Below are 22,871 nucleotides of genomic sequence, written 5' to 3'. Positions count from 1 at the left end.
TTTCCACAAGCGCTCGTCGTTCTCGCACTCCTCACGCGGCAACGTCCGGTGATATGGCTCCACTGAGACCGCCCTTCAACTGCAGAAAATGCGCATGGTGAGAGCTGTCGTTGACATTTTCTGCACTTGAAACGGACTCCCGCTGTGTGGGCCCGCATCGCACGTGCCGACGGAAACGGAGAGGGACCGGCGCGGGGCTGGTCCATGCCGCCGACCGGCCATAGCCTGAGGATCATGAGTGCGGACGCGGGGGCGCCGACCGACACGACGCGGAACGAACACGAGAAGACCTTCCTGGGTCAGCCGAGATCGCTGGCCAACATCTTCGGGGTGGAGATGTGGGAGAGGTTCTCCTTCTACGGCATGCAGGGCATCCTGCTGCTCTACCTCTACTTCTCGGTCGCGGACGGCGGTCTCGCGTTGCCGAAGGCGGTCGCCGCCGGCATCGTCGGGGCGTACGGCGGCGCCGTATACCTGTCCACGATCATCGGGGCGTGGGTCGCTGACCGGCTGCTCGGATCCGAGCGCGTGCTGTTCTACAGCGCCATCGTCATCATGTGCGGCCACCTGTCCCTGGCGCTCATCCCCGGAATCCCCGGCCTCGGTGTCGGGCTGGTGCTCATCGCGGTCGGATCCGGGGGCCTCAAGGCCAACGCCACGGCGGTCGTTGGCACCTTGTACGGCGAGCACGACCCGCGACGGGATGCCGGCTTCTCGATCTTCTACCTCGGCATCAACCTTGGCGCGTTCTTCGGTCCGCTGCTGACCGGGCTGCTGCAGGACACGATCGGGTTCCACTTCGGATTCGGCCTGGCCGCACTGGGCATGGCGATCGGACTCGTGCAGTACTCGTTCGGCCGCAAACGCCTCCCGGCCGAGGCGAGCGTCGTGCCCAATCCGCTGCCGCGCTCGCGCTACGGACTGTGGGTCGGCATCGCGATCGGGGCCGTCGTCGTCATCGTACTGCTGGTGCTGCTGGGCGTCATCCGCGCCACGAACCTCTCGCTGGTCGTCATCATCGTCACGATCGTGGCGGCCATCGCGTACTTCGCGGTCATCCTGAGCAGCAGGCTGACGGATGTCGAGCGCAGCCGCGTCTACGCGTTCATTCCGCTCTTCATCGCGAGCACCGCGTTCTGGTCGCTGTACCAGCAGCAGTTCACCGTTGTCACGTTCTACTCGGACACCCGTCTGAACCGCGATCTCTTCGGATGGGAGTTCCCGATCTCGTGGGTGCAGTCCATCAACCCGATCTTCATCATCATCCTGAGCGGTGTGTTCGCCGCAATCTGGACGAAGCTCGGCGAGCGACAGCCGTCGACGCCGATCAAGTTCGCGCTCGGCACGGCGATCATGGGTGTCGCGTTCCTGCTGTTCCTGCCGTTCGCCGGGGGCGGGAAGAACAGCACGCCGCTCATCGCGATGGTCGGCATCCTCTTCGTGTTCACCGTCGCGGAACTGTTGCTGTCTCCCGTCGGGCTCTCGGTCACGACGAAGCTGGCGCCGGGACACTTCCACGCCCAGATGGTGGCGCTGTTCTTCCTCTCCGTTGCGCTCGGCACAGCGCTGAGCGGACAGCTCGCGGAGCTCTACTCGCCGGAGACTGAAGGGTGGTACTTCGGTATCCTCGGCGCGATAGCGATCGTGATCGGTGTGGTGCTGGCGCTCATGGCGCCGCTGATCCGCCGGTTGATGCGCGGTGTGCGGTAGTCGGTCGAAGCGGTAGCCCGTCGCCTCAGTGGGCGAGCGTGCCCCAGGTCACGAGGTACCAGATCGAGACTCCCGTGCCCACCGCGAGTGCGGCGCCTCCGGCGATGATGCCCGTGAGCGCGAAGGCGCGCGGCTTGCCGCCGAGGTAGCTGATGATGCCGAAGGCGATGGCGGCGAACGCCGGGATCCACGCGGCGAAGCTGAGGATGGGCAGGAACGAGAAGACCGCGGCGACGATGCCGGCGATCATCGCGATGACGCCGAAACGCGCCCTCGGGTTCGGAGCAGGTCGCGCCGGGGCGCTGTCGCCCAGTGCCCAGCGGATGGTCGCGGCATCCGCGGGATCCGGATACGCGAGGTCGTCGGGCTGCCCGGGATCCGTCGGGTATCCGGATGCTGCTGCCGGCAGCCCCGCACGCTGCTGCCCGGCATCCGGTAGCTGGCGGTACTGGGTCTCGGCGATCGGATCCGCTCCGCTCGCCTCCAGCAGCGCCGGGCCGGAGGCGTCCGGAGCGGGAGGAGCGGAGTAGGTCGGCGGTGCCGCGTAGGTCTGCTGAGCGTACGACTGCTGTGCGTATGGCGGTGCGTACGGCTGTGCTGAGGTCTGCTGCGCCGACGCGTGCTGCTGCGCCTGCTCAGGCGTCGAATATGCCGCGGCCGAATCGCGTCGCTGCATCTCGCTGTACGGAACGGTCGGATAGGACTGCTCGACGTGCTGAGAGATGGGGGCGAAGGCCGATGCATCGGGGGATGCGGCCGAGGGCGCACCAACGGGTGTCTGCGGCACGTACGGAGCGGGAGCCGGGGCGATGTACTGCGGAGCAACAGGCTGCGGCGCAGCGTACTGCGGCGCGATGGGCTGCGGGGCGGCGTACTGGGAGACGACCGGTGCCACGGGAGCGACCGAATCCGCGCCGAAGGACGGCGGAACGATGCCGCCAGGGGTCGCTCCGTTCGCCGCGTAGTGACCGGCGACCGGACGCATGATCGTCGACTCCTCGACCTGGGACTCCGCGCTCGCCCCCTGGCCGACCGAGGCAGTGCGATGCACCGCACGGGAGATTCCGGTCCACTCGGTGCCGGACCAGTACAGCTCCTCCGCGTCGTTCCACGGATTCGGGTACCATCCCGCCGGAATCTCTGCTTCCATGCGAGGAATCCTAACGTCTGGCGGCCCTCAGGCGAGGGGCTCGCGCGGCGCGGGGGTCGGCATCCGTTCACCTCCTCGGGGTACGTTCGTGCGGGGCGCATCGAATGCCGACACGGATGCCGTGCGCCGCCTCCGCCCGCGGGTCCCGCCCCGCGCACACCCCGTGAGGAGACCATGAGAATCTCGGTGACCGGTTGCGGCTATCTTGGCGCGGTGCACGCCTCCGCGATGGCGAAGCTCGGACACGATGTCGTCGGCATCGACGTTGACGCGCTCAAGATCGCACGGCTGGCGCACGGCGAGCCGCCGTTCTTCGAGCCGGAGCTGCCGGAGCTGCTCACCGCGTCGATCGCGTCGGGGCGGCTGCGCTTCACGACGGATCCCGCCGCCGCAGCGGACGCCACCGTGCATTTCGTCGCCGTCGGGACGCCGCAGACCTCGGATGGCAACGCCGCAGACCTCCGCTACGTGGATGCCGCGATCGACGCCCTCCTTCCGCACCTCGGCCCCGGGCACGTGGTCGTCGGAAAGAGCACGGTGCCGGTCGGCACGGCCGCGAAGGTCGCCGAGCGGATCCACAAGACGGGGGCTCGGCTGGTCTGGAATCCGGAGTTCCTGCGCGAGGGATACGCCGTACGCGACACCGTCGAGCCCGACCGGCTGGTGTACGGCGTCGAGCCGGGAGACGACGGATCCGTCGCCGTGCTCGACGAGGTCTACGCGCACGCGCTCGAGCTCGGCACGCCACGCATGGTCACGGACTTCGCCACCTCGGAACTGGTCAAGGTGGCGGCCAACGCCTTCCTCGCCACGAAGATCTCGTTCATCAACGCCATGGCCGAGATCGCGGAGGCGACGGGCGCCGACGTGACGCAGCTCGCGGATGCCATCGGCCACGACACCCGCATCGGCCGCCGCTTCCTGAACGCCGGCGTCGGCTTCGGCGGTGGATGCCTGCCCAAAGACATCCGCGCGTTCACCGCGCGCGCCGAAGAGCTCGGCCGGGGCGAGGCGGTCGCATTCCTCAAGGAAGTGGACGGCATCAACCTGCGACGTCGCAAGCGCGTGGTCGACCTCGCGACGTCGGAGCTGGGCGGATCCGTCGTGGGACGCAAGGTGGCGGTGCTGGGCGTCACGTTCAAGCCGCACTCGGACGATGTGCGGGACTCGCCGGCGCTCGACGTGGCGGTCGCGCTCAAGGGACTCGGCGCGGCCGTGGTCGCCGTGGACCCCAAGGGAGTGGCGAACGCGAGGGTGCGGCATCCGCAGCTCGAGTACACCGACGACGTGACGGATGCCCTCCGGGGCGCCGACCTGGTGATCCTCGTCACGGAATGGCCGGAATACGTCGGCCTGGACCCCGTCGCCGCCCGCGACCTCGTGGCCGGCGCGACCATCATCGACGGCCGCAATGCACTGGATCGAGACGCCTGGGTGGCCGCAGGATGGCGCTATCGCGGCATGGGCCGCAGCTGACGCACTCCGGCGGTACAGACGTTCAGCGGTAAGGGAGCGGGCTGAACAACCATAAAATGGTCGGATGTTTGTCGACCTCCCCGAAGCGCAGCTCCGCGTCCGCACCAGCGACCAGCTCGACCCCGACGACTTCGACGCCTTCTGGGCGCGAACTCTGGGTGAGGCCAGGGCGTTCCCGCTCGATGTCGAGCTGGTTCCCATCGACACCGGCCTGACGAGCATCGACACGTTCGACGTCACGTTCAACGGGTTCGGCGGCCAGCCGATCAAGGCGTGGCTGCGCGTGCCCGCCGGAGCATCCGGTCCGCTGCCCACGATCGTGCAGTATCAGGGATACGGCGGCGGTCGCGGGCACGCTCTCGAGAACCTGCTGTGGGCATCCGCAGGCTTCGCGCACTTCCACATGGACACGCGCGGTCAGGGCTCCGGATGGAGCATCGGTGCCACGGCCGATCCAGACGGCAGCGGCCCCGCGTACCCCGGCGTGATGACCCGCGGCATCGAGAGCCCCGACACCTACTACTACCGGCGGCTGTTCACGGATGCCGTGCGCGCCGTCGACGCGGCCCGCTCGCTCGAGAAGGTGGACGCATCCAAGACGATCGTGGCCGGAGCCAGCCAGGGCGGTGGCATCACCCTCGCGGTCGCCGGCCTCGTTCCGGATCTCTTCGCCGCCTTCCCGCGCGTGCCGTTCCTCTGCGACTTCCGTCGGGCATCCGTGATCACGGACTCACACCCGTACAAGGAGATCGGCCGGTACCTTGCCGTGCACCGTGATCGGATCGAAGCCGTTCACGGCGTGCTCGCCTACTTCGACGGCGTCAACTTCGCCAAGCGCGCCACGGCGCCCGCATGGTTCACGACCGCGCTGATGGATGACGTGTGCCCGCCGTCGACGGTCTTCGGCGCGTTCAACGCGTACGCCGGAGCGTCGAAGGAGATCGACATCTGGCCGTACAACGGACACGAGGGCGGCCAGATCGAGGATGAGCAGCAGATGCTGCGGGCGCTCAAGGCCCTGATCTGACAATCAGCTCGACGCGTGCACCGGCGCGGCCAGCAGCACCGCTCCCGTGTCGAGTGCGCGCAGTTCGAGGCGGGCGATGTGGTCGACCGGAATCGACGTGGATCCAGTCGTGCGCACCACGTCGCCCGGCCCGGCCGTCCACGTCGAGACGCGGTCCTCGGTGCCGTCGCTGGAGATCGCCCACAGCCCGTAGTCCCACCGCGTGGTGCCCTTCGAAGCCGGCGACCAGCTCGAGTCGGCCTTCCAGTCGCAGACCATGCCGACCGAGGTACCCCACGATTTCGTCGTGAGCGTCACGTGTGCGGTGATGGGCGGGGCTCCGTACTCGGAGGGACGCACATCCGTGAGGTTCGTCGCCACCGTGGCAGCGGGCGGTGCGGCCACCACGGCGGGGACAATCAGCGCGACCGCTGCGGCCACGCCTGCCGCTGCGACGAGGGCGCCTGCGAACGTCCACCGGCGTGCGCGGCGGCGGCGGCGCACCCGATGGAGGAGGGATGGCATGAAGTCGGGGACCTGCGGGGGCTCGTCGTCGAGCAGCACCGTGGCCTCGTCGCGCGGAAGGGCGCTCAGCAGGCCGGGCATGCCGGCGAAGTCGCCTACCGAGGCCGAACACGCCGGGCAGGTGGCGAGGTGCTCCTCGAAGACGCGGCGGTCGACGGGCGAGAGGGCGCCGAGCACGTAGGCGGCATCCCACTCGGCGAAGCGCTCGTGATCGGCGGCGGTCCCGTCGGTGCGGATGTCGTGATCGCTCATCGGGTCACCCCCTTCTCCTGGAGCGCGAGCCGCAGGGCTCGCAGTCCGTAGTGCATGCGCGACTTGACCGTCCCCTCCGGAATGCCCAGTTCGCGCGAGATCTCCGCCGTCGAGCGTCCTCCGTAGTACGCGTGCACGATGACGGAACGGTGTTCCATCGACAGCGTCGAGAGCGCGTCGGCGATCAGCCACGCGTCGAGGCGGGCGTCTGTGTCGTCGCCGGTCGGGGCATCCGGAAGCGTGTCCGTGGTCACTTCGTGGTGATGCCGTGCACTGCGCGTGCCGTCGATCACGAGGTTGCGTGCCACCGTGAACAGCCACGCCCGAGCGGATGCCTCGCTCTGGTCGAGCACGCTCGGCTTGCGCCAGGCGCGCAGCAGGGTCTCCTGCACGATGTCATCCGCCTGGGCGGCGTCGCCCGTCAGCGAGACGACGTACCGCCAGAGCGCCGGCGCATGCTCGTCGTGCAGCGCGCGCAGCAGGGCCGCGTCATCCGCCGTCATGCCGCCTCCCGCCGTCGTGTCTCATTCAGTCTGCGCGTCCGTCCCGTCGGTGCGTCCGGCAATCCGTCTCGACCGCTGCATCGAGCAGCGCGTCGGACATTGCCTCGGGCATTGCGTCGTCGATCGCGGCCGGGACGCGCAGTGGTGACACGAGTGCGAGCGCCGAAACGTTCATCGCCGGGCTGCACCGCGCGATGCCGTCCGATCGTGGCGACCTTCACCGCGAATCTCGCGAATATCGGCTCGATCCCTTGACCCTCACACGGTGTGAGGGGCCAGAACATGAGGGAGACGAACTGCATCGGTCGATCCGACGATCCGGCGATCCGGCGGTCGGTTGGTCCGTCGGTATCCCGTCCGTACCAGAGAGAGGTCGTCATGAGCGAGCACAGCACCCTTTCCGTCACGCCAGACAGCGTCATCCGTCCCGCCGTCGACTACGCGCGGCAGACCGTGTTCAGCGATCCGGGCGAGCAGCGCGACTGGCTCGCGGATGCTCCGCGCACCGTGGCCGGCATCCGTCGCGTCGCGAGCACGCTCGTCTTCCACTACCGTGCGTCGGGCGATCCGACGGCGCTGGGTTTCGCGCAGGAACGCCTCGACGAGATCGACCTACGGTACGCGGATGCCATCCTCGGCCGGGCGCGCGAGCTGCAGCCCGGATCCATCACGGCACCGCGCGACGACCTGGCGCGCGTTCTGGGATGCTGCCGCGACTTCACGCTGGTCTTCGTCGCGCTGGCGAGGGAGGCCGGCATCCCGACGCGCATGCGCATCGGATTCGGCGGCTACCTCATGCGCGGCTGGTGGCTCGACCACGTGATCGCCGAGGTGTGGGACGCCGCTGCCCGTCGCTGGATGCTCGTCGAGCCGCAGATGCCCGACGGCTTCCCCGACCAGGAGACGGGCACGCCGCTCGACCTGCTCGACGTTCCGCGCGACCGTTTCCTGGTGGGAGCGGATGCCTGGCACGCCGCCCGCACTGGCGCCATCGACCCGGAGCGGTTCGTCGTCGATCCGTCGACTCCGATCGTGTTCCTGCGATCCTGGCCCTACCTCGCGCACAACCTCGTGATGGATCTGGCCGCTGTGAACGGGCGTGAGCCGCTGCTCTGGGATGCCTGGGGTCCCCTCGAGCAGTTCACGGATCCGCAGATCCAGAAGATCGAGCTGTCGCCCGACGACTTTGCCGCTCTGGACGACCTCGCGGCGGCGCTCGCCGAGGCGACGCTCCCGCACACGGATCCCGAGACGTCGGCGGCACGGGTGGTCGAGGTGTCGAATGAGAGCGGACTCGGCATGCCGGACACCGTGCTCACGCTCTCGCCCTACGGACGTCCGCCGCGCCGCACTGCCCTCCGCCCAGCTGCCACCGCTGGTTGAGCATTCCCGTCGCCGGTTGAGCCGGGGCCCCGCCCGCCGTTGCCGGCACGTCGCGAAGCGGCGCGACGGCCTCCGCGCGATGGGGAGCGAAACCCGGACTACTTTCGGCGGGCTCGACAAGCGGCGTCGATGCGTGCGCGCGGCCCTACTTCTTCGCCCCGGCCGTCTTCGCCCCGGCGGTCGCCTTCGTACTCTCCGCCGCCTTCGTCGCGGACGTCGAGCGGGAGCGCGACGACGCGGCCCGCGGGCGGGCGGGTGCGGCTTCGGCGACCTCGACGGCCGCGCGATGCACCGGCTGCAGCCGCGCCAGCTGGGTGACGTGCGACGGGTTGAGCTCCTCGAGCGACGAGACTCCGAGCAGTCGCATGGTGCGCACGAGCTGGGTCGACAGGATCTCGATGGTCTTGTCCACGCCCTGCCGTCCGCCGGCCATCAGGCCGTAGAGATAGGCGCGTCCGATGAGGGTGAACTTGGCGCCGAGCGCCACGGATGCCACGATGTCGGCTCCGTTCATGATGCCGGTGTCGATCATGACGGTGGCGTCCTTGCCGACCTCGCGCACGACATCCGGCAGCAGCCAGAACGGCACGGGAGCGCGGTCGAGCTGGCGGCCGCCGTGGTTGGACAACACGATGCCGTCGACCCCCAGGTCGATGAGCCGCTTGGAGTCCTTGACGTTCTGCACGCCCTTGATGACGATCTTGCCCGGCCAGATCTCGCGGATGACGGCCAGGTCCTCGTAGCTGATCGTCGGGTCCATGGCGGCGTCGAGCAGGTCGCCGACCGTGCCTCCCGTTGAGGACAGCGACGCGAACTCGAGCGGGGGAGTCGTCAGGAAGTCGATCCACCACCACGGACGCGGAATGGCGTTGACGATCGTTCCGAGCGTCAGCTGCGGCGGGATCGAGAATCCGTTGCGCTTGTCGCGCAGGCGCGCGCCGGCGATGGGGGTGTCCACCGTGAACATCAGCGTGTCGAATCCAGCCTCGGCCGCACGCCTTGCCAGGCCGTAGGAGACCTCGCGCTCACGCATCACGTACAGCTGGAACCAGTTGCGGCCGTTCGGGTTCGCTGCCTTCACACCCTCGATCGACGTCGTGCCGAGCGTGGACAGCGTGAACGGGATGCCCGCAGCACCGGCCGCACCGGCTCCGGCGACCTCGCCCTCCGTCTGCATCAGTCGGGTGAAGCCCGTCGGTGCGATGCCGAAAGGCAGCGCCGACGGGCCGCCCAGGATCTGCGTCGACGTGTCAACGTCGACCGCCGGCCGCAGGATGTCCGGATGGAACTCCACGTCTTGGAACGCCTGCCGCGCCCTGGCGAGGCTGATCTCACCTTCCGCAGATCCGTCCGTGTAGTCGAACGCAGCCTTCGGGGTGCGGCGCTTCGCGATCGTGCGCAGGTCGTCGATCGTGTACGCGGCGTCCAGGCGGCGCTTCTTCGCGTCGAGCTGCGGCTTCTTGAACTGCATCAGCGCGGCGAGCTCGCGCGCGTTGGGGAACTGTCTCTGCACCATCTCGGGTCTCCTTCTTCCTTACGTCGTGTTGTCTTGTTGGTCGGCGAATTCGCGAGCTCCCGACCCTCTCTCCTCACTCGAGAAGTCGACAAGCGCGGTCTGCAGCGTTGAGAGATCGCATCTACTGACTTCTCGGAGTGGGTGATGTGCTTGGAGTGGGTGGCGTGCTCGGCGGTCTTTGCGCGGGCCGCTCGGGTTCGGTGGGCGGCACCGTGCCGGTCATGCGCGACTCGGCGTAGTAGCCGGCGACATGCGCGTGAACCAGCTGTGCTGCACCGTTCGCGTCTCCCCGCTCGACGGCACGCACGATCGCACGATGCTCTGCGCGCAGCCGAGCGGATGTCGCCCACCACGACGGCAGATTCGGCACGGCCTGCAGCACGTAGCTCTCGATCGAGTCGCGAAGCCCCGCCATCGTGGCGCTCAGCACCGTGTTTCCGGATGCCTCGGCCAGCGCGACGTGGAACCGTGCGTCCAGCGCGAGGAACTCCGCCGGCTCGAGCCCAGGCACGTCCATCGCGTCGAGCAGAGCGGATGCCCGCGACAGTTCAGCCTCGCGCTCGGCGTCCGGTCGGCCGGAGACTGTCCGGGCGAGGTGTGCCGCGATCGCCGGCTCCACCACGAGTCGCGCCTGCACGACATCCGCGATCGGGAATCCGTGCGCGGCCACCTGCAGTCGCATGACGGCACTCATGCCGCCCTCGGGCGATGCCACGATGATCGCGCCGGCGTTCGGACCGCTTCCGGTCGCGGTTCGCACGAGCCCGAGCACCTCGAGCACCCGGATCGCTTCGCGCACCGACGAGCGTCCGACGCCCAGATCCGCGGCAAGCTGACGCTCCGGCGGAAGGTGGTCGCCCGGCTGGAGCTCGCCGCTCAGCAGCCGGGACTCGACGTGCTCGAGGGCGACGCGCCACGCGCGGGAGGCGGGCAGCGGCGCCGGATCCGGCGCGTCCGCCTGCGCCCCACCCTGTGGTCCGACCACAACGCTGCTCACGGGAAATGAGCGTACCACTGTGGTCGGACCACAGCCACGTAAGCCGCCTTCGGCTCAGCCATCCGCATCGCGAGCCATCAGCACCCCCAGCCGTCAGCACCCACCGCATCCACCAGCGAGCCAGCGCGTGCACACGCGCCAAACGTTCGTGCACGCGCTACCGCGCCATGTGCGCACTATCGCGCCAGCGAGGACGGCGCGACTGTGCGCAAATGGCGCGATCAGAGTCTCCGGGTCTGCGAGCCCGCGGGCGCCAGACGTGACGAAGTACGACGCACGCGGAATGCGCCGGCGCGAGAAATGTTGGAGGTTAGAGGGCGCGTCGCAGGCGACGTCCACCGCGACCGGTCACGAGTCGGTCGCCGATGCGGCGGCCCGCGAGCGGACGCCGTTCGACACGAAGGAGAATGCATGTCCGCACCACGCAGCCGGCTGGGATCCGCCTCGTTCGGCGAGTCCACGCTCGAGGTCTTCCCCCTGTCGCTCGGCGGCAACGTCTTCGGATGGACCGCCGACGAAGACGCATCCTTCGCCGTGCTGGATGCGTATGCAGATGCCGGCGGCAATTTCATCGACACCGCCGACGGCTATTCGCACTGGGTGCCCGGCAACCACGGCGGGGAGTCGGAGCGGCTGATCGGACGCTGGCTGTCGCACCGCACGGACCGCGATTCCTTCGTCATCGCGACCAAGGTGAGCACTCATCCGCAGTTCAAGGGCCTCGGTCCCGCGAACATCAAGGCCGCAGCGGATGCCTCGCTGGGCCGCCTGCAGGTCGACCACCTCGACCTCTACTACGCGCACTTCGACGACCCGGCCATCCCGCTCGCGGACACGGTCGGTGCGCTCTCCGAACTTGTGGATGCCGGCAAGGTGCGCGCCATCGGCATCTCGAACTACACGCCGGAGCGCATCGACGAGTGGTTCGAGGCGACGGAGAAGAACGGACTCCACCGCGCCGTCGCGCTGCAGCCGCACTACAACCTGGTCGAGCGCGACTTCGAGGCCGGCCTCGCCGAGCGCGCGGAGCACTACGGGCTGGGGGTCGTTCCGTACTACTCGCTGGCATCCGGATTCCTCACCGGCAAATACCGCGACGGCGCGGTCGTCGAGAGCGCGCGAGCACACGGCGCGTCGAAGTACCTCGACGAACGTGGCCGCCGCGTGCTCGACACGCTGGACGAGATCGCGGAGTCGCACAACGCATCCATCGCTGCCGTCTCGCTCGCCTGGCTGCGCGAGCAGCCCACGGTGGTGGCTCCGCTCGCCAGCGCGCGAACCGTTGAGCAGCTGCCGGCTCTGCTCGAGTCCGTCACGCTGCAGCTGACCCCGGATGAGGTCGCCGCCCTCGGGGATGCGTCGGCGCAGCAGGAGGACGCGGCCGCGTAACCAGTCAGGGCAGCGCCCCGCTCCTCTGCCGCCGACCCGCTCCTCTGCCGCCGACCCGCTCCTCTGCCGCCGACCCACCCCCGTGGTGCCGAGCCACCCCTGAATTCGCGTGAATCGGAGGGTGGCTCGGCAACATCATGCGGGCTCGCGGATCGTGGATGCCGCCCGCGGCGGCCTACGTGCGCAGCACCACGTTGAGCGGGGGCTCGCCGGCGAGCATCCGCTCGATCTGGCGGCGCAGCAGGCGCGCCATGCGGGGCATCATCGCGCTGGTCGCACCGCCGACGTGAGGCGAGATGAGCACGTTGGGGAGCGCGAAGAGCGGATGCCCCGCCGGCAGCGGCTCCGGATCCGTCACGTCGAGCGCGAAGCGAAGGCGACCGGACGTGGCGTGCTTCAGCACGGCATCCGTGTCGGCGACGGGTCCGCGCGCGACGTTCACCACGAGGGCGCCCTCGGGAAGTGCGGTGAGGAAGGTGTCGTCGACGAGGCCGCGTGTGGCATCCGAGAGCGGGGTTCCGATCACGACGATGTCGGCGTGCGGCAGCAGCTGCGGCAACTCGTCGATGCCGTGCACGTGCACGCCGTCTTCGTCACGGGCGCGGGATGCCACGCGGGTCACCTCGACCTCGAATCCCGCGAGCCGCACGTCAACGGCCTTGCCGACTCCGCCGTAGCCCAGGATGAGCACGCGACGATCGGCGAGACTCGGATACCGCCCAGGCGCCCACTCGCCACGCTCGGCGGCCCTGACGAAGTCGGGGATGCCGCGCTGTGCTGCAAGGATCAGCCCCACCGCGAGCTCGGCCGTCGAGGTCTCATGCACGGATGCCGCATTCGCGAACACGTTGCCAAGCGGCAGCACCTTCGCGACGCCGTCGAACCCGATCGACTGGCTTTGCACCAGCCGGGCGTGCACGCCGTCCAGCGCGTCCAGCAGGGGAGTGGCACCCATGTAGGGCGGCACGACGATGTCGAAATGATCGCGTGGCGCGGGTGACCTCAGATCCCACGTGACGAATTCGACACATGCCGGCTCATCGCCTGGCAGTGCGCGGTAAGCGTCGAGGAGGGCGGATCCGGGAAGACTGACGACGAGACTCACGGATCGACTCTATGTCGTCGGATGCGCGGCGACCGTTCCGGTCGACGACCACGCACGTGCACAGCGTCATCTCCGGATGCGCTCGCCGAAACCACCAGGCAACACCGGCGCAATGTCGCGGGCTTACCGTCGGCGCATGGGCGACCTCTTCCACGGCTACGCGACGACGAAACGACGTCGTGGGACGTCGGCGTGGGATGAGATGTTCGCCGATGCGGACGATGCACCCAGGGCGCCGCGATCCGCCTACGCCGATGTCCATGCGGCCCTCGCGCGGATGTCGCAGGACGAACTCCGCGGTCGAACGGAGGCGCTGGCCAGCTCGTATCTCGCGCAGGGTGTCACGTTCGACTTCGCCGGCGAGGAACGCCCGTTCCCGCTGGATGCCGTGCCGCGCGTCATCGACGCTGACGAGTGGGCGGTGGTCGAGACCGGAGTGCAGCAGCGGGTGAGGGCGCTGGAGGCGCTGCTTGGCGACGTGTACGGCGCGCAACTGTGCGTGCGGGACGGGGTGGTGCCGGCATCCGTCATCGGCTCGTCGACACACTTCCACCGGCAGGCGTACGGCATCGAGAGTCCGAACGGGGTGCGCATCCAGGTCTCCGGCATCGACCTGATCCGCGACGAGAACGGTGTGATGCGCGTGCTCGAGGACAACGTGCGCGTGCCCAGTGGCGTCAGCTACGTGATCTCCAACAGGCGCATCATGGCGCAGACGCTTCCCGAGCTGTTCATGAGCATGCGCGTGCGGCCGGTCGGCGACTACCCGTATCGGCTGCTCGGCGCGCTCAGAGCGGCCGCGCCGGAGGACGTCGCGGATCCCACGATCGTCGTGCTTACTCCCGGCGTCTTCAACTCGGCGTACTTCGAGCACACGCTTCTCGCCCGGCTCATGGGCGTCGAGCTCGTGGAGGGACGTGACCTGTACTGTGCCGACGGCTACGTGTGGATGCGCACCACGAACGGACCGGCGAGGGTGGACGTCATCTACCGACGCGTCGACGACGACTACCTCGACCCGCTGCAGTTCCGTGCCGACTCCGTGCTCGGTGCTCCCGGTCTTCTTGCCACCGCCCGCAGGGGCCACGTGACGATCGCGAACGCGGTGGGCAACGGTGTCGCCGACGACAAACTGGTGTACACCTACCTGCCCGACCTCATCAGGTACTACCTCGGTGAGGAGCCTTCGCTGCCCAACGTGGACACCTGGCGTCTGGAAGACCCCCGCTCTCTCGAGGAAGTCCTGGACCGGCTCAATGAACTGGTGGTGAAGCCGGTCGACGGCTCGGGAGGAAAAGGCCTGATCATCGGCCCGGATGCCTCGTCGCGCGAACTGCAGGATCTCCGGCGCCGCCTGCAACGTGACCCCCGAGGCTGGATCGCCCAGCCCGTCGTGCAGCTTTCGACGATTCCCACGCTCGTGGATGACGGTATCCGACCCCGGCACTCCGACCTGCGGCCGTTCGCGGTGAACGACGGCAACGACGTGTGGGTGCTTCCAGGTGGACTCACCAGAGTGGCGCTTCCTGCCGGCCAACTCGTCGTCAATTCGTCGCAGGGCGGAGGATCGAAGGACACCTGGGTACTGGAGAACCCTGACAGGCTGCGTACCGGCGAACTGCCGATCGTGACGGCGGACGAGTCTCAGCGCGTCAGGGACCTCGTTGCAGCACAATCGGCACCCGGAGGATCCGCCCCCGTCGTCACCACCCCGTCACTTCCCTCCGTCGTGGGCACCCCGATGGGGGTCTCGCAGTACGAAAACGAACAGCAACAGCAACAGCAACAGCAACAGCAACAGCAACAGCAACAGCAACAGCAACAGCAACAGCAACAGCAACAGCAACAGCAACAGCAACAGCAACAGCAGGAACAGCAACAGCAGGACGACGCGGTGCAGGAGCGATGATGCTCAGTCGGATCGCGGAGTCGCTGTTCTGGATCGGTCGTTACCTGGAGAGAGCGGACGGGACCGCGCGCATTCTGGACGCCCACCTCCAACTGCTGCTCGAGGACCCGTGGGCGCAGGAAGACGACGCGTGCCGTTCGTTGCTGGCCGTGATGGGAGTCGGAGCGGATTCGGTCGACACGGATCTCGCATCCGTCGGTCGCAACGACGTGCTGCAGCTTCTCGCCGTCGACCGGAAACAGTCCGCATCGATCGCCTTCAGCCTGTGGTCTGCAAGGGAGAACGCGCGGCGTGCACGCGAGATCGTCTCGGCCGAGCTCTGGGAGTGCCTCAACACGACGGCGGCCGGCGCACCCCGGCGGGTGACGCCGGACAAGGTGCACACCTACTTTCACTGGGTCAGGGACCGGGTAGCGCTGGCCGTGGGCATCAACGAGTCGCTGATGGGCCGCGACGAAGCCTGGCACTTCTACCGGCTGGGACGAAATCTCGAGCGCGCCGACATGACAGCTCGCCTGCTGGCGACGCGGTCGCTGACCCAGGTGACAGGCGTCAGCTGGACGACGATCCTTCGCTCGTGCAGTGCGTACGAGGCGTATCTGCGCACCTACAGGGGTGTGGCGTCCGCTCGCAACGCTGCCGAGTTCCTGCTCCTGGATCGCCTGTTCCCGCGTTCGATCATGTACTCCGTCTCCCACGCGCTCTCCGCGGCGCGCGATCTCGAGCCCTCGACAGCCCGGGTCGGGGTGCCCGACAAGGCCGCGGCGCTCCTCGGCCAGGTGATCAGCAGCCTCGAATACCGATCGATAGGAGAGATCGTGGACGACCTTCCCTCGAACATGGCCACGGTGCAGCGCGCGACGAGCGCGACGAGCGAGGCGATACGCGCCAGATACTTCCCGATCAACGCACTGCCCGAATGGGTCGGTGAGCGCTCATGAGACGCATGCAGGTCGTCCACAAGACGGGCTTCCGGTATGCAGGGGACGTGACGGCCTCGTACAACGAGGCGAGGATGCTCCCTGCGCGCGGTGACGGACAGCTCGTGCTGTCCTCAGACCTGGAGGTCTCGCCAGGCGGACGGCAGTTCGGATACTTCGACTACTGGGGAACGCAGGTGACAGCGTTCGAGGTGATCACGCCGCACCACGAGCTCACGCTCACCGCACGCAGCCTGGTCGAGGTCTCGCCGCGGCTCCCGCCCGCATCACCCGCAGACTGGCGGACCGTGTCACGGGCCGCCGCGCTCGCGGTGGGCTACGTCGAACAGGTGCGGCAGACTCCTCGCACAGAGCCTCCGGAGGACGTGATCCGGCTGGCACGCGAGGCCAAGGCAGAGACGCACGCCCCCGACCCCGCCGCGATCCTCATCTGCCGGCGGGTCGGTGAGGCGATGCAGTACGTGCCTGGAGCGACCGGCGTGCATTCGGCTGCGGCCGAGGCGTGGGAGAAACGCAGCGGAGTCTGCCAGGACATCGTGCATGTCGTGCTCGGCGCCCTGCGGGCGGTCGGCATTCCGGCACGCTACGTCTCCGGCTACCTTCACCCCGATCTCGAACCGAGGATCGGGGAGACGGTGAGCGCCGAGTCGCACGCGTGGGTCGAGTGGTTCAGCGGCACCTGGCGGGGCTTCGACCCGACGAACCTGACCGAGATCGGTGATCGGCACGTCCTGGTCGGCCGCGGCAGGGATTACGACGATGTGGCGCCGATCCGCGGGGTCTACGCGGGCCCCGGGGAATCGGAGCAGTTCGTCTCGGTTCAGATCACCTGCGTAGCGTAAGACCACAGCGATCTGTGCGGTCGAAGCCTGCCACGCCGTGCAAGCGTGAGCCCACCCATGCTTGTCGACCCCCGAAAAGTTGACAAGCGCCGCCGGCCTCATGGATACTTTCCCCGCGGAAAGCGTTTACCAACGAGAGCAAGCGTTTTCTACCGTCGACGATGACAGAGGAGGTGACGGATGTCGCGACTCACTGCGACCGTTCCGCATTCGCCCACTGCCTCCTCGCACGCCACGCAATCGGGGCCACGCCGTTCGGGTGCGGCAGCGCGAGCATCCGTCTCCCGAGGGGTCAACACCTGGGTCGTCACCGTGGCCGAGTTCGTCACCTGGATCGCCAAGGTCAACCTCGCCTGGATCGTGCTCACCTTGATGGGCGGCATCGTGCTGGGGTTCGCTCCTGCGGCGTTCGCCACCGTGGCGATGTGCCGCGAGCGGCTGCGCAGCGGACACGATCCCCGACTCGGTGAGTTCCTCGCCACATGGCGCCGCGACTTCTGGCGGGCCAACGCGGTTCTGCTGCCGGTCGCGGTCGTCGATGCGCTGATCGTGACGGCGTTCACGCTGGTGGTGCAGGCATCCGTTCTGCTGGCGATCGTGGTCGGCGTCGTCGTGCTCGTCGCCGTTCTGGCCACCGTGCTGCTGCCCGTGCTGTACGCGAACTACGAGCTCCCGCTCGCCCGGTATGTGCCGACGGCCACTCGTTTCGTGCTCTCGAATCCGGTGTCGATGCTGCTTCTGGCGCTCACCTGCGCGGCGGTGGCGGTCGTCTCCGTGTTCGTGCCGGCGCTCGTCGTGTTCGTCTCGATCGGCGCCTGGGTGCAGTTCAGCACCGCCCTTTGCCTTTCCTTCTTTCATTACAACGATGAACGTCTTGCGCCCCCAGCAGAGCCCGACGTTCGGAGTCACTGAATAACCGGGCATCCGCCCACACATCCCCCAACACCGAAATCACAAAGGAGTTTTCGTGTCTGTCACGTTGAAACGATTCATGACAGGAGCCGCGGTCTTGACCGTCACGGCCCTTGCCCTGGTCGGCTGCTCGTCGTCCCCGACGACCGCGAGCAGCTCGACCGCCGCCCCCAAGCTGGACAAGATGACCATGATGGCGCCGTTCCTCTCGGCCAGCGCGCCCGCTGCCGACAACGTGATCGGCCAGCAACTGAACAAGATCCTCGGCACCGATCTCGACATCAACTGGGTGCCGAACTCGTCGTACGGCGACAAGACCAACATCACGCTGGCGAGCAACGACATCCCCGACGCCATGGTCATCCAGGGCAAGGACGCCGGGTTCGTGAAGAGCGCCAACGCCGGCGCCTTCTGGGATCTGACGAACTACCTGAAGGACTACCCGAACCTGGTGTCGAACACGCCGGCGGTGCAGAAGGCCTCCAGCGTGAACGGCAAGGTCTACGGCATCTACCGTCCGCGTGACACCATGCGCACCGCCGTCATCATCCGCAAGGACTGGCTGAAGAAGCTCGGCCTCTCGATGCCGAAGACCACCGACGACCTCTACAAGATCGCCAAGGCATTCACCGAGGATGACCCCGACGGCGACGGCAAGAAGGACACCTACGGCCTGATCGTGCCGAAGTGGCCGGGATCCGTCGGCTCGAACAGCCCGTGGGATGCCATCGAGTCCTGGTTCGGCGCCGGCAACGTGTGGACGCAGAAGGACGGCAAGCTCGTGCAGAGCTTCACCACGCCGCAGTGGAAGAAGGCGCTCGCGTACGAGAAGAAGATCGTCTCGAACGGCTATATCAACCCGGACTACGCGACGATGGACTCGGTCGACTGGAACACGCCGTTCCTCAACGGCCAGGGCGGCATCATCATCGACACGTACTCCCGTGTCCGCCAGATCAACGGCCTGCTCGAGAAGACCGACCCCGACACGTATCAGGACATGCTCGGGTGGACCGGAAACCTCGAAGGACCCGACGGCAAGCTGCGCGCCCTGCCCACGTCTGGCTACTCCGGATTCATCGCCATCCCGAAGTCGTCGGTGAAGACCGAGACGCAGCTGCGTCAGGTGCTGTCCGTGCTGAACAAGCTCAACAGCAAGAAAGCGCAGGTGCTGATCAACAACGGCATCGAGGGCAAGAGCTTCAACCTCGTCGACGGACGCTCAGAGGCGATCAATCCGCCGACCGCTGAGTCCACTCTGCTCAGCACCTCGGTCGTCCCGTCCTACGCCCAGCTCGGCATCGCCGTGTCCGGTTACAAGGCGTACGCCGCGGCCCAGGCGAACGAGTACGACCAGACGCAGTACGACGCCCAGGTGGCGAAGGCGGCCTCCGACCTCAAGTCGGCGGTCTTCAACCCCGCCGCGGCATACGTCTCGAATACGTATGTGTTGAACGGGGCGACGCTCGACAACATCATCTCCGACGCCCGCATCAAGTACGACGCGGGGCAGATCGACGAAGCCGGCCTGGACGCCGCACTCAAGCAGTGGGCGACCAGCGGCGGAAACCAGGTGACCGCAGAGATCAACAAGCTCTACAAGGCGGACAAGAACAAGTAAGTGCTGCAGAGGGCGGTCGTATGCGGCCGCCCTCTGCACTCGATTCGTAAGCAGGTGTAGTGATGTCGACGCCGACCGTCACACAAGACGCCCCCATCGCGGAGCTGGTCGCCGAGACCGAGTTCGCGAAGATCGGGAAGCGCAAACCCCGCCACAACAGACTGTGGGCGCGCATGGTGCGCTACCGCTGGCTCTATCTGTTGCTCGTTCCGGGCGTGGTGTACTTCGCGCTGTTCAAGTACGCGCCCATGTATGGCGCGATCATCGCGTTCAAGGACTACGTTCCGTTCCTCGGCATCGGCGGAAGCCAATGGGTGGGACTCGCGCAGTTCGAGCAGTTCTTCAACAACCCGGACTTCTTCCGGCTCCTCGGCAACACGCTGATCCTGGCGTTGCTGAGCCTCGTGATCGCCTTCCCGGTCACGATCTTCATGGCTCTCATGCTGAACGAGATGCGGATGATGGTGCTCAAGCGCACCGTGCAGACCCTCATCTACATTCCGCACTTCCTCGCGTGGACGGTGGTGGCATCCCTCACCTACCTGCTCTTCTCACAGGGCGCCGGACCACTGTTCAGCTTCTTCAACGGGGTCTTCGGAACCCACATCGACTTCCTCACGGACCCGAACTGGTTCCGGCCGTTGATCGTGCTGCAGGACATCTGGAAGAACACGGGATGGGGAACGATCATCTTCCTGGCCGCCCTCGCGGCCGTGGACCAGGAACAGTACGAGGCCGCGGTCATCGACGGCGCCGGACGCTTCCAGCGGGTGTGGCACGTGACGCTGCCGGCCATCCGCCCGACCATCATCATCATGCTGATCCTGCAGATGGGCTCGATCCTGAACACCGGATTCGAGCAGATCTATCTGATGACCAACTCCCTGAACCGTCAGGTGGCCGACGTGTTCGACACCTACGTCTACTTCGTCGGCATCACCCAGGGCGCATACAGCTACTCGACCGCGGTCGGCCTGTTCAAGGCGGTGGTCGGCGTGGTGCTCATCCTCGGCGCGAACTGGCTCGCCAAACGCTTCAACCAGGACGGGATCTTCTGATGACTCAGCTGTTCACCTCCAGCAGCCCGGAGCCCCAGTTCGACGACAGCCGCACGTCCGCACTCCCCGCTGTGCGCGGCACCGGGCCGCGCAAGTCGCGCAGCCAGGCGCAGCGCTTCAACACGCGCGGCGGCAAGGCGTTCGACGTGGTCAACGTCGTGTTCCTCGCACTGGTGGGCGTGCTCGCCCTTGCGCCGTTCCTCTTCGTGCTCGCCAGGTCGTTCGCGTCGGAGACCGAGCTGGAGAAGCGTCCGTTCTTCTTCTGGCCGGATCACTTCGACCTCGGCGCCTACTCCGCGATCTTCACGACGCCCTCGTTCACCCGCGCCGTGGTCACCACGGTGCTCGTGACGGCGGTGGGCACCGTCATCCAGTTGCTGATGACGGTGACGATGGCGTACCCGCTCGCGAAGAAGGACCTGCCCGGGCGCAACTTCATCCTCAGCGCGGTGCTCGTGACGCTCGTGTTCGGCGGCGGCATGATTCCGACGTTCCTCATCGTGAAGCAGCTCGGACTGCTCAACACGTACTGGGCGCTCATCCTGCCGCTGGCGATCAATCCGTTCAGCCTGATCATCATCAAGAACTTCTTCCAGAATCTGCCTGCGGAGCTCGAGGAGTCCGCGAAGGTCGACGGCGCGACGGAAGTCCAGGTGCTGATGCGCATCGTGCTCCCGCTGTCGAAACCGATCCTCGCGACGTTCGCGCTGTTCTACGCGGTGGGCATCTGGAACGACTTCATGTCGCCACTGCTCTACCTCAACGACAGCTCGATGTGGACGCTGCAGATGTTCCTGCAGCAGGTGACGGCGGCCACCGACCTGACGACGGCGCAGCAGAGCGACCCGAGCTACATTCCGCCGTCGCAGGGCATCAAGTACGCGGTGATCGTGGTCGCGACCATTCCGGTGCTGATCTTCTATCCGTTCCTGCAGAAGCACTTCGCCAAGGGCATGCTGATCGGGGCGGTGAAGGGATGACGATCCGACTCGCGGGCGACTCGACCGTCGCCCCGCCCAAGCCGCTCGAGCATCCGCTCAGCGGGTGGGGCGGATATCTGCACGAATACGTCGCCGACGAGGTCGCCAACTACGCCGTCGGCGGCGCCACCACGGAGTCCTTCATCGACGAAGGCAGGTGGTCGGCCCTGCTGAACGACCTGCAGCCCGGCGACACCGTGATCATCCAGTTCGGCCACAACGACCAGAAGGCCAGGCCGCTCCCGGATGCCATGGCCGCCTACCGCGCCCGCCTCACGTCATTCCTTGCCGAGGTCCGGGCGAAGGGTGCGACGCCCGTGCTCGCGACCTCGCCCGAACGCCGGCTCTTCACGGACGACGGACTGCGGATGTCGCACGGCGCGTATCCGCAGATCGTGCGCGACCTCGGCCGGGACGAGGACGTGCCCGTCATCGACCTCACCGCGTTCACCCGGTGGCTCTACACCTGGCTCGGACGCGACGACGCCCGCTGCCTGTTCGTGCACTTCGGTCCGGGCGAGTCGCAGTACTGGCCGGACGGCGTGCACGACGACACGCACTTCAACACCCACGGCGCACGTGCGCTCGCCGCGTTCGTCGCCCACTCGCTGGACGCCGTGCGCCGGGTCGGCGAGCAGGTCGAGCCCGCAGGGCGCTGGGGCGTGCAGCCGTGAGTCGTGCGTCAGGAACTTCCGAGGCCACAGGACCGGCTGGGTCGACGGAACAGGCGGAGCGAGCGGTGCTGTATGCCAACCCGCTGCGCTCACCGGACGACATCGCGGACTGGATCCGCGAGGGTCCGATGCGTGCCGTCGCGGGGGATGAGGGTCTCGAGCTGGAGAGCACGGGGGATGAGGCGGTGCTCGGCGACCACGCGCACTTCACGGTGTGGTGTCCGGAGGAGCTGCCCGACGGGATCCGCGTCTCGTGGTCGTTCCGTCCGCTCACGGACGAGGGCCTCGCGATGGTCTTCTTCGCCGCGGAGGGGATCGGCGCCGACCTGTTCTCGGCAGACCTCGCGCCAAGGAACGGCTACTACCCGCAGTACCACTCGGGCGACATCCGTACGCTGCACGCGTCGTACTACCGGCGGAAGTGGTCGAGCGAGCGACGCTTCACGACCGCGAACCTGCGCAAGTCGCCTGGCTTCCAGCTCGTTGCGCAGGGGGCTGATCCGCTGCCCGCGATCGCCGACATTGACGGGTTCTACCGCGTGCGCGTGGAGAAGGACGGGTCGTCGGTGCGATTCGGCATCGACGATCTGACCCTGTTCGACTGGCGCGACGAGAGCGAAGACGTGTTCGGCGGCGGGCGGATCGGGTTCCGACACATGGCGCCCCTGCGTGCCACGTACCGAGACCTCGAGGTGACCTCTCTGCATGCCTGAATCCCGCGGACGACACCGCATCGACGGATGACGCCGCGGTGCGAACAACAACGGAACCGACCCATCACACGCAACCGACTGACGACACACAACCGAGAGACGACACGGAACTGGCGGACGACGCACCGATGAACACCGGAACGAACACGATGAACGAAACGACGATGCAGCAGACTTCCACAACAGCGGCCGCGGCCTCGGCCGACGTT

The 22,871-nt window shown here is 67.5% G+C and carries 20 protein-coding genes; 14 read left to right on the top strand and 6 right to left on the bottom strand.

All coding sequences use genetic code 11. The features are described from left to right. Window positions 1-234 precede the first annotated feature (234 nt). The gene (locus ACX9R5_RS02060; protein ID WP_459407349.1) at window positions 235-1,710 is read left to right on the top strand and encodes a peptide MFS transporter; all 1,476 of its coding nucleotides are present in this window, start codon (window positions 235-237) and stop codon (window positions 1,708-1,710) included. A 25-nt stretch (window positions 1,711-1,735) separates the two neighbouring features. Here the strand turns inward: ACX9R5_RS02060 and ACX9R5_RS02055 are convergent, their stop codons facing one another. After that, window positions 1,736-2,860 (bottom strand): MntP/YtaF family protein, encoded by a 1,125-nt coding sequence (locus ACX9R5_RS02055; protein ID WP_459407348.1) that lies wholly within the window; start codon window positions 2,858-2,860, stop codon window positions 1,736-1,738. A 174-nt stretch (window positions 2,861-3,034) separates the two neighbouring features. Here ACX9R5_RS02055 and ACX9R5_RS02050 point away from each other — a divergent pair, with 174 nt between their 5' ends. Both ACX9R5_RS02050 and ACX9R5_RS02045 read left to right on the top strand, forming a co-directional pair. After that, window positions 3,035-4,336, top strand: a complete 1,302-nt coding sequence (locus tag ACX9R5_RS02050; protein ID WP_459407347.1) for a UDP-glucose dehydrogenase family protein — start codon at window positions 3,035-3,037, stop codon at window positions 4,334-4,336. Between the two features lie 64 nt (window positions 4,337-4,400). Beyond that, the gene (locus ACX9R5_RS02045; protein ID WP_459407346.1) at window positions 4,401-5,363 is read left to right on the top strand and encodes an acetylxylan esterase; all 963 of its coding nucleotides are present in this window, start codon (window positions 4,401-4,403) and stop codon (window positions 5,361-5,363) included. Between the two features lie 3 nt (window positions 5,364-5,366). Here ACX9R5_RS02045 and ACX9R5_RS02040 read toward each other — a convergent pair whose 3' ends face one another. After that, complete coding sequence (locus ACX9R5_RS02040) at window positions 5,367-6,119, bottom strand: anti-sigma factor family protein (RefSeq protein ID WP_459407345.1); 753 nt, start codon at window positions 6,117-6,119, stop codon at window positions 5,367-5,369. Then, the gene (locus ACX9R5_RS02035) at window positions 6,116-6,622 is read right to left on the bottom strand and encodes a sigma-70 family RNA polymerase sigma factor (RefSeq protein ID WP_459407344.1); all 507 of its coding nucleotides are present in this window, start codon (window positions 6,620-6,622) and stop codon (window positions 6,116-6,118) included. The genes ACX9R5_RS02040 and ACX9R5_RS02035 overlap by 4 nt, the downstream gene beginning before the upstream one ends. 378 nt (window positions 6,623-7,000) lie before the next feature. On the opposite strand from ACX9R5_RS02035, the gene ACX9R5_RS02030 reads away from it, so the two are divergent. Then, complete coding sequence (locus ACX9R5_RS02030; protein ID WP_459407343.1) at window positions 7,001-8,005, top strand: transglutaminase domain-containing protein; 1,005 nt, start codon at window positions 7,001-7,003, stop codon at window positions 8,003-8,005. A gap of 145 nt (window positions 8,006-8,150) precedes the next feature. Here the strand turns inward: ACX9R5_RS02030 and ACX9R5_RS02025 are convergent, their stop codons facing one another. Together ACX9R5_RS02025 and ACX9R5_RS02020 are read right to left on the bottom strand one after the other, a co-directional pair. Then, entirely contained in the window at window positions 8,151-9,521 is a 1,371-nt protein-coding gene (locus ACX9R5_RS02025) for an alpha-hydroxy acid oxidase (RefSeq protein ID WP_459407342.1), read from the bottom strand. Window positions 9,522-9,642: 121 nt separating this feature from the next. Then, a complete protein-coding gene (locus ACX9R5_RS02020) occupies window positions 9,643-10,518 on the bottom strand; it encodes a FadR/GntR family transcriptional regulator (RefSeq protein WP_459407341.1) in 876 nt (291 codons plus the stop codon). Window positions 10,519-10,929: 411 nt separating this feature from the next. On the opposite strand from ACX9R5_RS02020, the gene ACX9R5_RS02015 reads away from it, so the two are divergent. Beyond that, the gene (locus ACX9R5_RS02015) at window positions 10,930-11,907 is read left to right on the top strand and encodes an aldo/keto reductase (protein ID WP_459407340.1); all 978 of its coding nucleotides are present in this window, start codon (window positions 10,930-10,932) and stop codon (window positions 11,905-11,907) included. 175 nt (window positions 11,908-12,082) lie between these two features. Here the strand turns inward: ACX9R5_RS02015 and ACX9R5_RS02010 are convergent, their stop codons facing one another. Next, entirely contained in the window at window positions 12,083-13,012 is a 930-nt protein-coding gene (locus tag ACX9R5_RS02010; protein WP_459407339.1) for a 2-hydroxyacid dehydrogenase, read from the bottom strand. 136 nt (window positions 13,013-13,148) lie between these two features. Between ACX9R5_RS02010 and ACX9R5_RS02005 the strand changes: the two genes are divergently transcribed. The 9 genes from ACX9R5_RS02005 to ACX9R5_RS01965 all read left to right on the top strand — a co-directional run bounded on the left by ACX9R5_RS02005 (window position 13,149) and on the right by ACX9R5_RS01965 (window position 22,662). Beyond that, on the top strand, window positions 13,149-14,921 hold the full coding sequence (locus ACX9R5_RS02005) for a circularly permuted type 2 ATP-grasp protein (protein WP_459407338.1): 1,773 nt from the start codon (window positions 13,149-13,151) through the stop codon (window positions 14,919-14,921). Further along, window positions 14,921-15,862 carry an alpha-E domain-containing protein gene (locus ACX9R5_RS02000; RefSeq protein ID WP_459409010.1) on the top strand — a complete coding sequence of 314 codons (942 nt, stop codon included), beginning with the start codon at window positions 14,921-14,923 and terminating at the stop codon, window positions 15,860-15,862. The genes ACX9R5_RS02005 and ACX9R5_RS02000 overlap by 1 nt, the downstream gene beginning before the upstream one ends. Beyond that, window positions 15,859-16,704, top strand: coding sequence for a transglutaminase family protein (locus ACX9R5_RS01995; protein ID WP_459407337.1), 846 nt, complete (start codon window positions 15,859-15,861; stop codon window positions 16,702-16,704). Before ACX9R5_RS02000 ends, ACX9R5_RS01995 begins: the two co-directional genes overlap by 4 nt. 180 nt (window positions 16,705-16,884) lie before the next feature. Continuing rightward, window positions 16,885-17,616 carry a YesL family protein gene (locus ACX9R5_RS01990; protein ID WP_459407336.1) on the top strand — a complete coding sequence of 244 codons (732 nt, stop codon included), beginning with the start codon at window positions 16,885-16,887 and terminating at the stop codon, window positions 17,614-17,616. A 55-nt stretch (window positions 17,617-17,671) separates the two neighbouring features. After that, window positions 17,672-19,237, top strand: coding sequence for an extracellular solute-binding protein (locus ACX9R5_RS01985; RefSeq protein WP_459407335.1), 1,566 nt, complete (start codon window positions 17,672-17,674; stop codon window positions 19,235-19,237). 62 nt (window positions 19,238-19,299) lie between these two features. Then, window positions 19,300-20,295, top strand: coding sequence for an ABC transporter permease (locus tag ACX9R5_RS01980; protein WP_459407334.1), 996 nt, complete (start codon window positions 19,300-19,302; stop codon window positions 20,293-20,295). Continuing rightward, entirely contained in the window at window positions 20,295-21,275 is a 981-nt protein-coding gene (locus ACX9R5_RS01975; RefSeq protein ID WP_459407333.1) for a carbohydrate ABC transporter permease, read from the top strand. The genes ACX9R5_RS01980 and ACX9R5_RS01975 overlap by 1 nt, the downstream gene beginning before the upstream one ends. Beyond that, window positions 21,272-21,949: a rhamnogalacturonan acetylesterase gene (locus ACX9R5_RS01970; RefSeq protein WP_459407332.1), complete on the top strand. Its 678-nt coding sequence runs from the start codon at window positions 21,272-21,274 to the stop codon at window positions 21,947-21,949. Before ACX9R5_RS01975 ends, ACX9R5_RS01970 begins: the two co-directional genes overlap by 4 nt. Window positions 21,950-22,014: 65 nt before the next feature. Beyond that, entirely contained in the window at window positions 22,015-22,662 is a 648-nt protein-coding gene (locus ACX9R5_RS01965) for a DUF1961 family protein (RefSeq protein WP_459407331.1), read from the top strand. Window positions 22,663-22,871: the final 209 nt, after the last annotated feature.

This window comes from Rathayibacter sp. CAU 1779, from assembly GCF_054551755.1.
This window is presented reverse-complemented; position numbering and strand designations above follow the sequence as displayed.

Excerpts from the sequence above, each read along its gene's own strand:
- ACX9R5_RS02060 (WP_459407349.1), top strand. The coding sequence starts at position 235 with ATGAGTGCGGACGCGGGGGCGCCGACCGACACGACGCGGAACGAACAC.
- ACX9R5_RS02055 (WP_459407348.1), bottom strand. The coding sequence starts at position 2,860 with ATGGAAGCAGAGATTCCGGCGGGATGGTACCCGAATCCGTGGAACGAC.
- ACX9R5_RS02050 (WP_459407347.1), top strand. The coding sequence starts at position 3,035 with ATGAGAATCTCGGTGACCGGTTGCGGCTATCTTGGCGCGGTGCACGCC.
- ACX9R5_RS02045 (WP_459407346.1), top strand. The coding sequence starts at position 4,401 with ATGTTTGTCGACCTCCCCGAAGCGCAGCTCCGCGTCCGCACCAGCGAC.
- ACX9R5_RS02040 (WP_459407345.1), bottom strand. The coding sequence starts at position 6,119 with ATGAGCGATCACGACATCCGCACCGACGGGACCGCCGCCGATCACGAG.
- ACX9R5_RS02035 (WP_459407344.1), bottom strand. The coding sequence starts at position 6,622 with ATGACGGCGGATGACGCGGCCCTGCTGCGCGCGCTGCACGACGAGCAT.
- ACX9R5_RS02030 (WP_459407343.1), top strand. The coding sequence starts at position 7,001 with ATGAGCGAGCACAGCACCCTTTCCGTCACGCCAGACAGCGTCATCCGT.
- ACX9R5_RS02025 (WP_459407342.1), bottom strand. The coding sequence starts at position 9,521 with ATGGTGCAGAGACAGTTCCCCAACGCGCGCGAGCTCGCCGCGCTGATG.
- ACX9R5_RS02015 (WP_459407340.1), top strand. The coding sequence starts at position 10,930 with ATGTCCGCACCACGCAGCCGGCTGGGATCCGCCTCGTTCGGCGAGTCC.
- ACX9R5_RS02005 (WP_459407338.1), top strand. The coding sequence starts at position 13,149 with ATGGGCGACCTCTTCCACGGCTACGCGACGACGAAACGACGTCGTGGG.
- ACX9R5_RS02000 (WP_459409010.1), top strand. The coding sequence starts at position 14,921 with ATGCTCAGTCGGATCGCGGAGTCGCTGTTCTGGATCGGTCGTTACCTG.
- ACX9R5_RS01995 (WP_459407337.1), top strand. The coding sequence starts at position 15,859 with ATGAGACGCATGCAGGTCGTCCACAAGACGGGCTTCCGGTATGCAGGG.
- ACX9R5_RS01990 (WP_459407336.1), top strand. The coding sequence starts at position 16,885 with ATGTCGCGACTCACTGCGACCGTTCCGCATTCGCCCACTGCCTCCTCG.
- ACX9R5_RS01980 (WP_459407334.1), top strand. The coding sequence starts at position 19,300 with ATGTCGACGCCGACCGTCACACAAGACGCCCCCATCGCGGAGCTGGTC.
- ACX9R5_RS01975 (WP_459407333.1), top strand. The coding sequence starts at position 20,295 with ATGACTCAGCTGTTCACCTCCAGCAGCCCGGAGCCCCAGTTCGACGAC.
- ACX9R5_RS01970 (WP_459407332.1), top strand. The coding sequence starts at position 21,272 with ATGACGATCCGACTCGCGGGCGACTCGACCGTCGCCCCGCCCAAGCCG.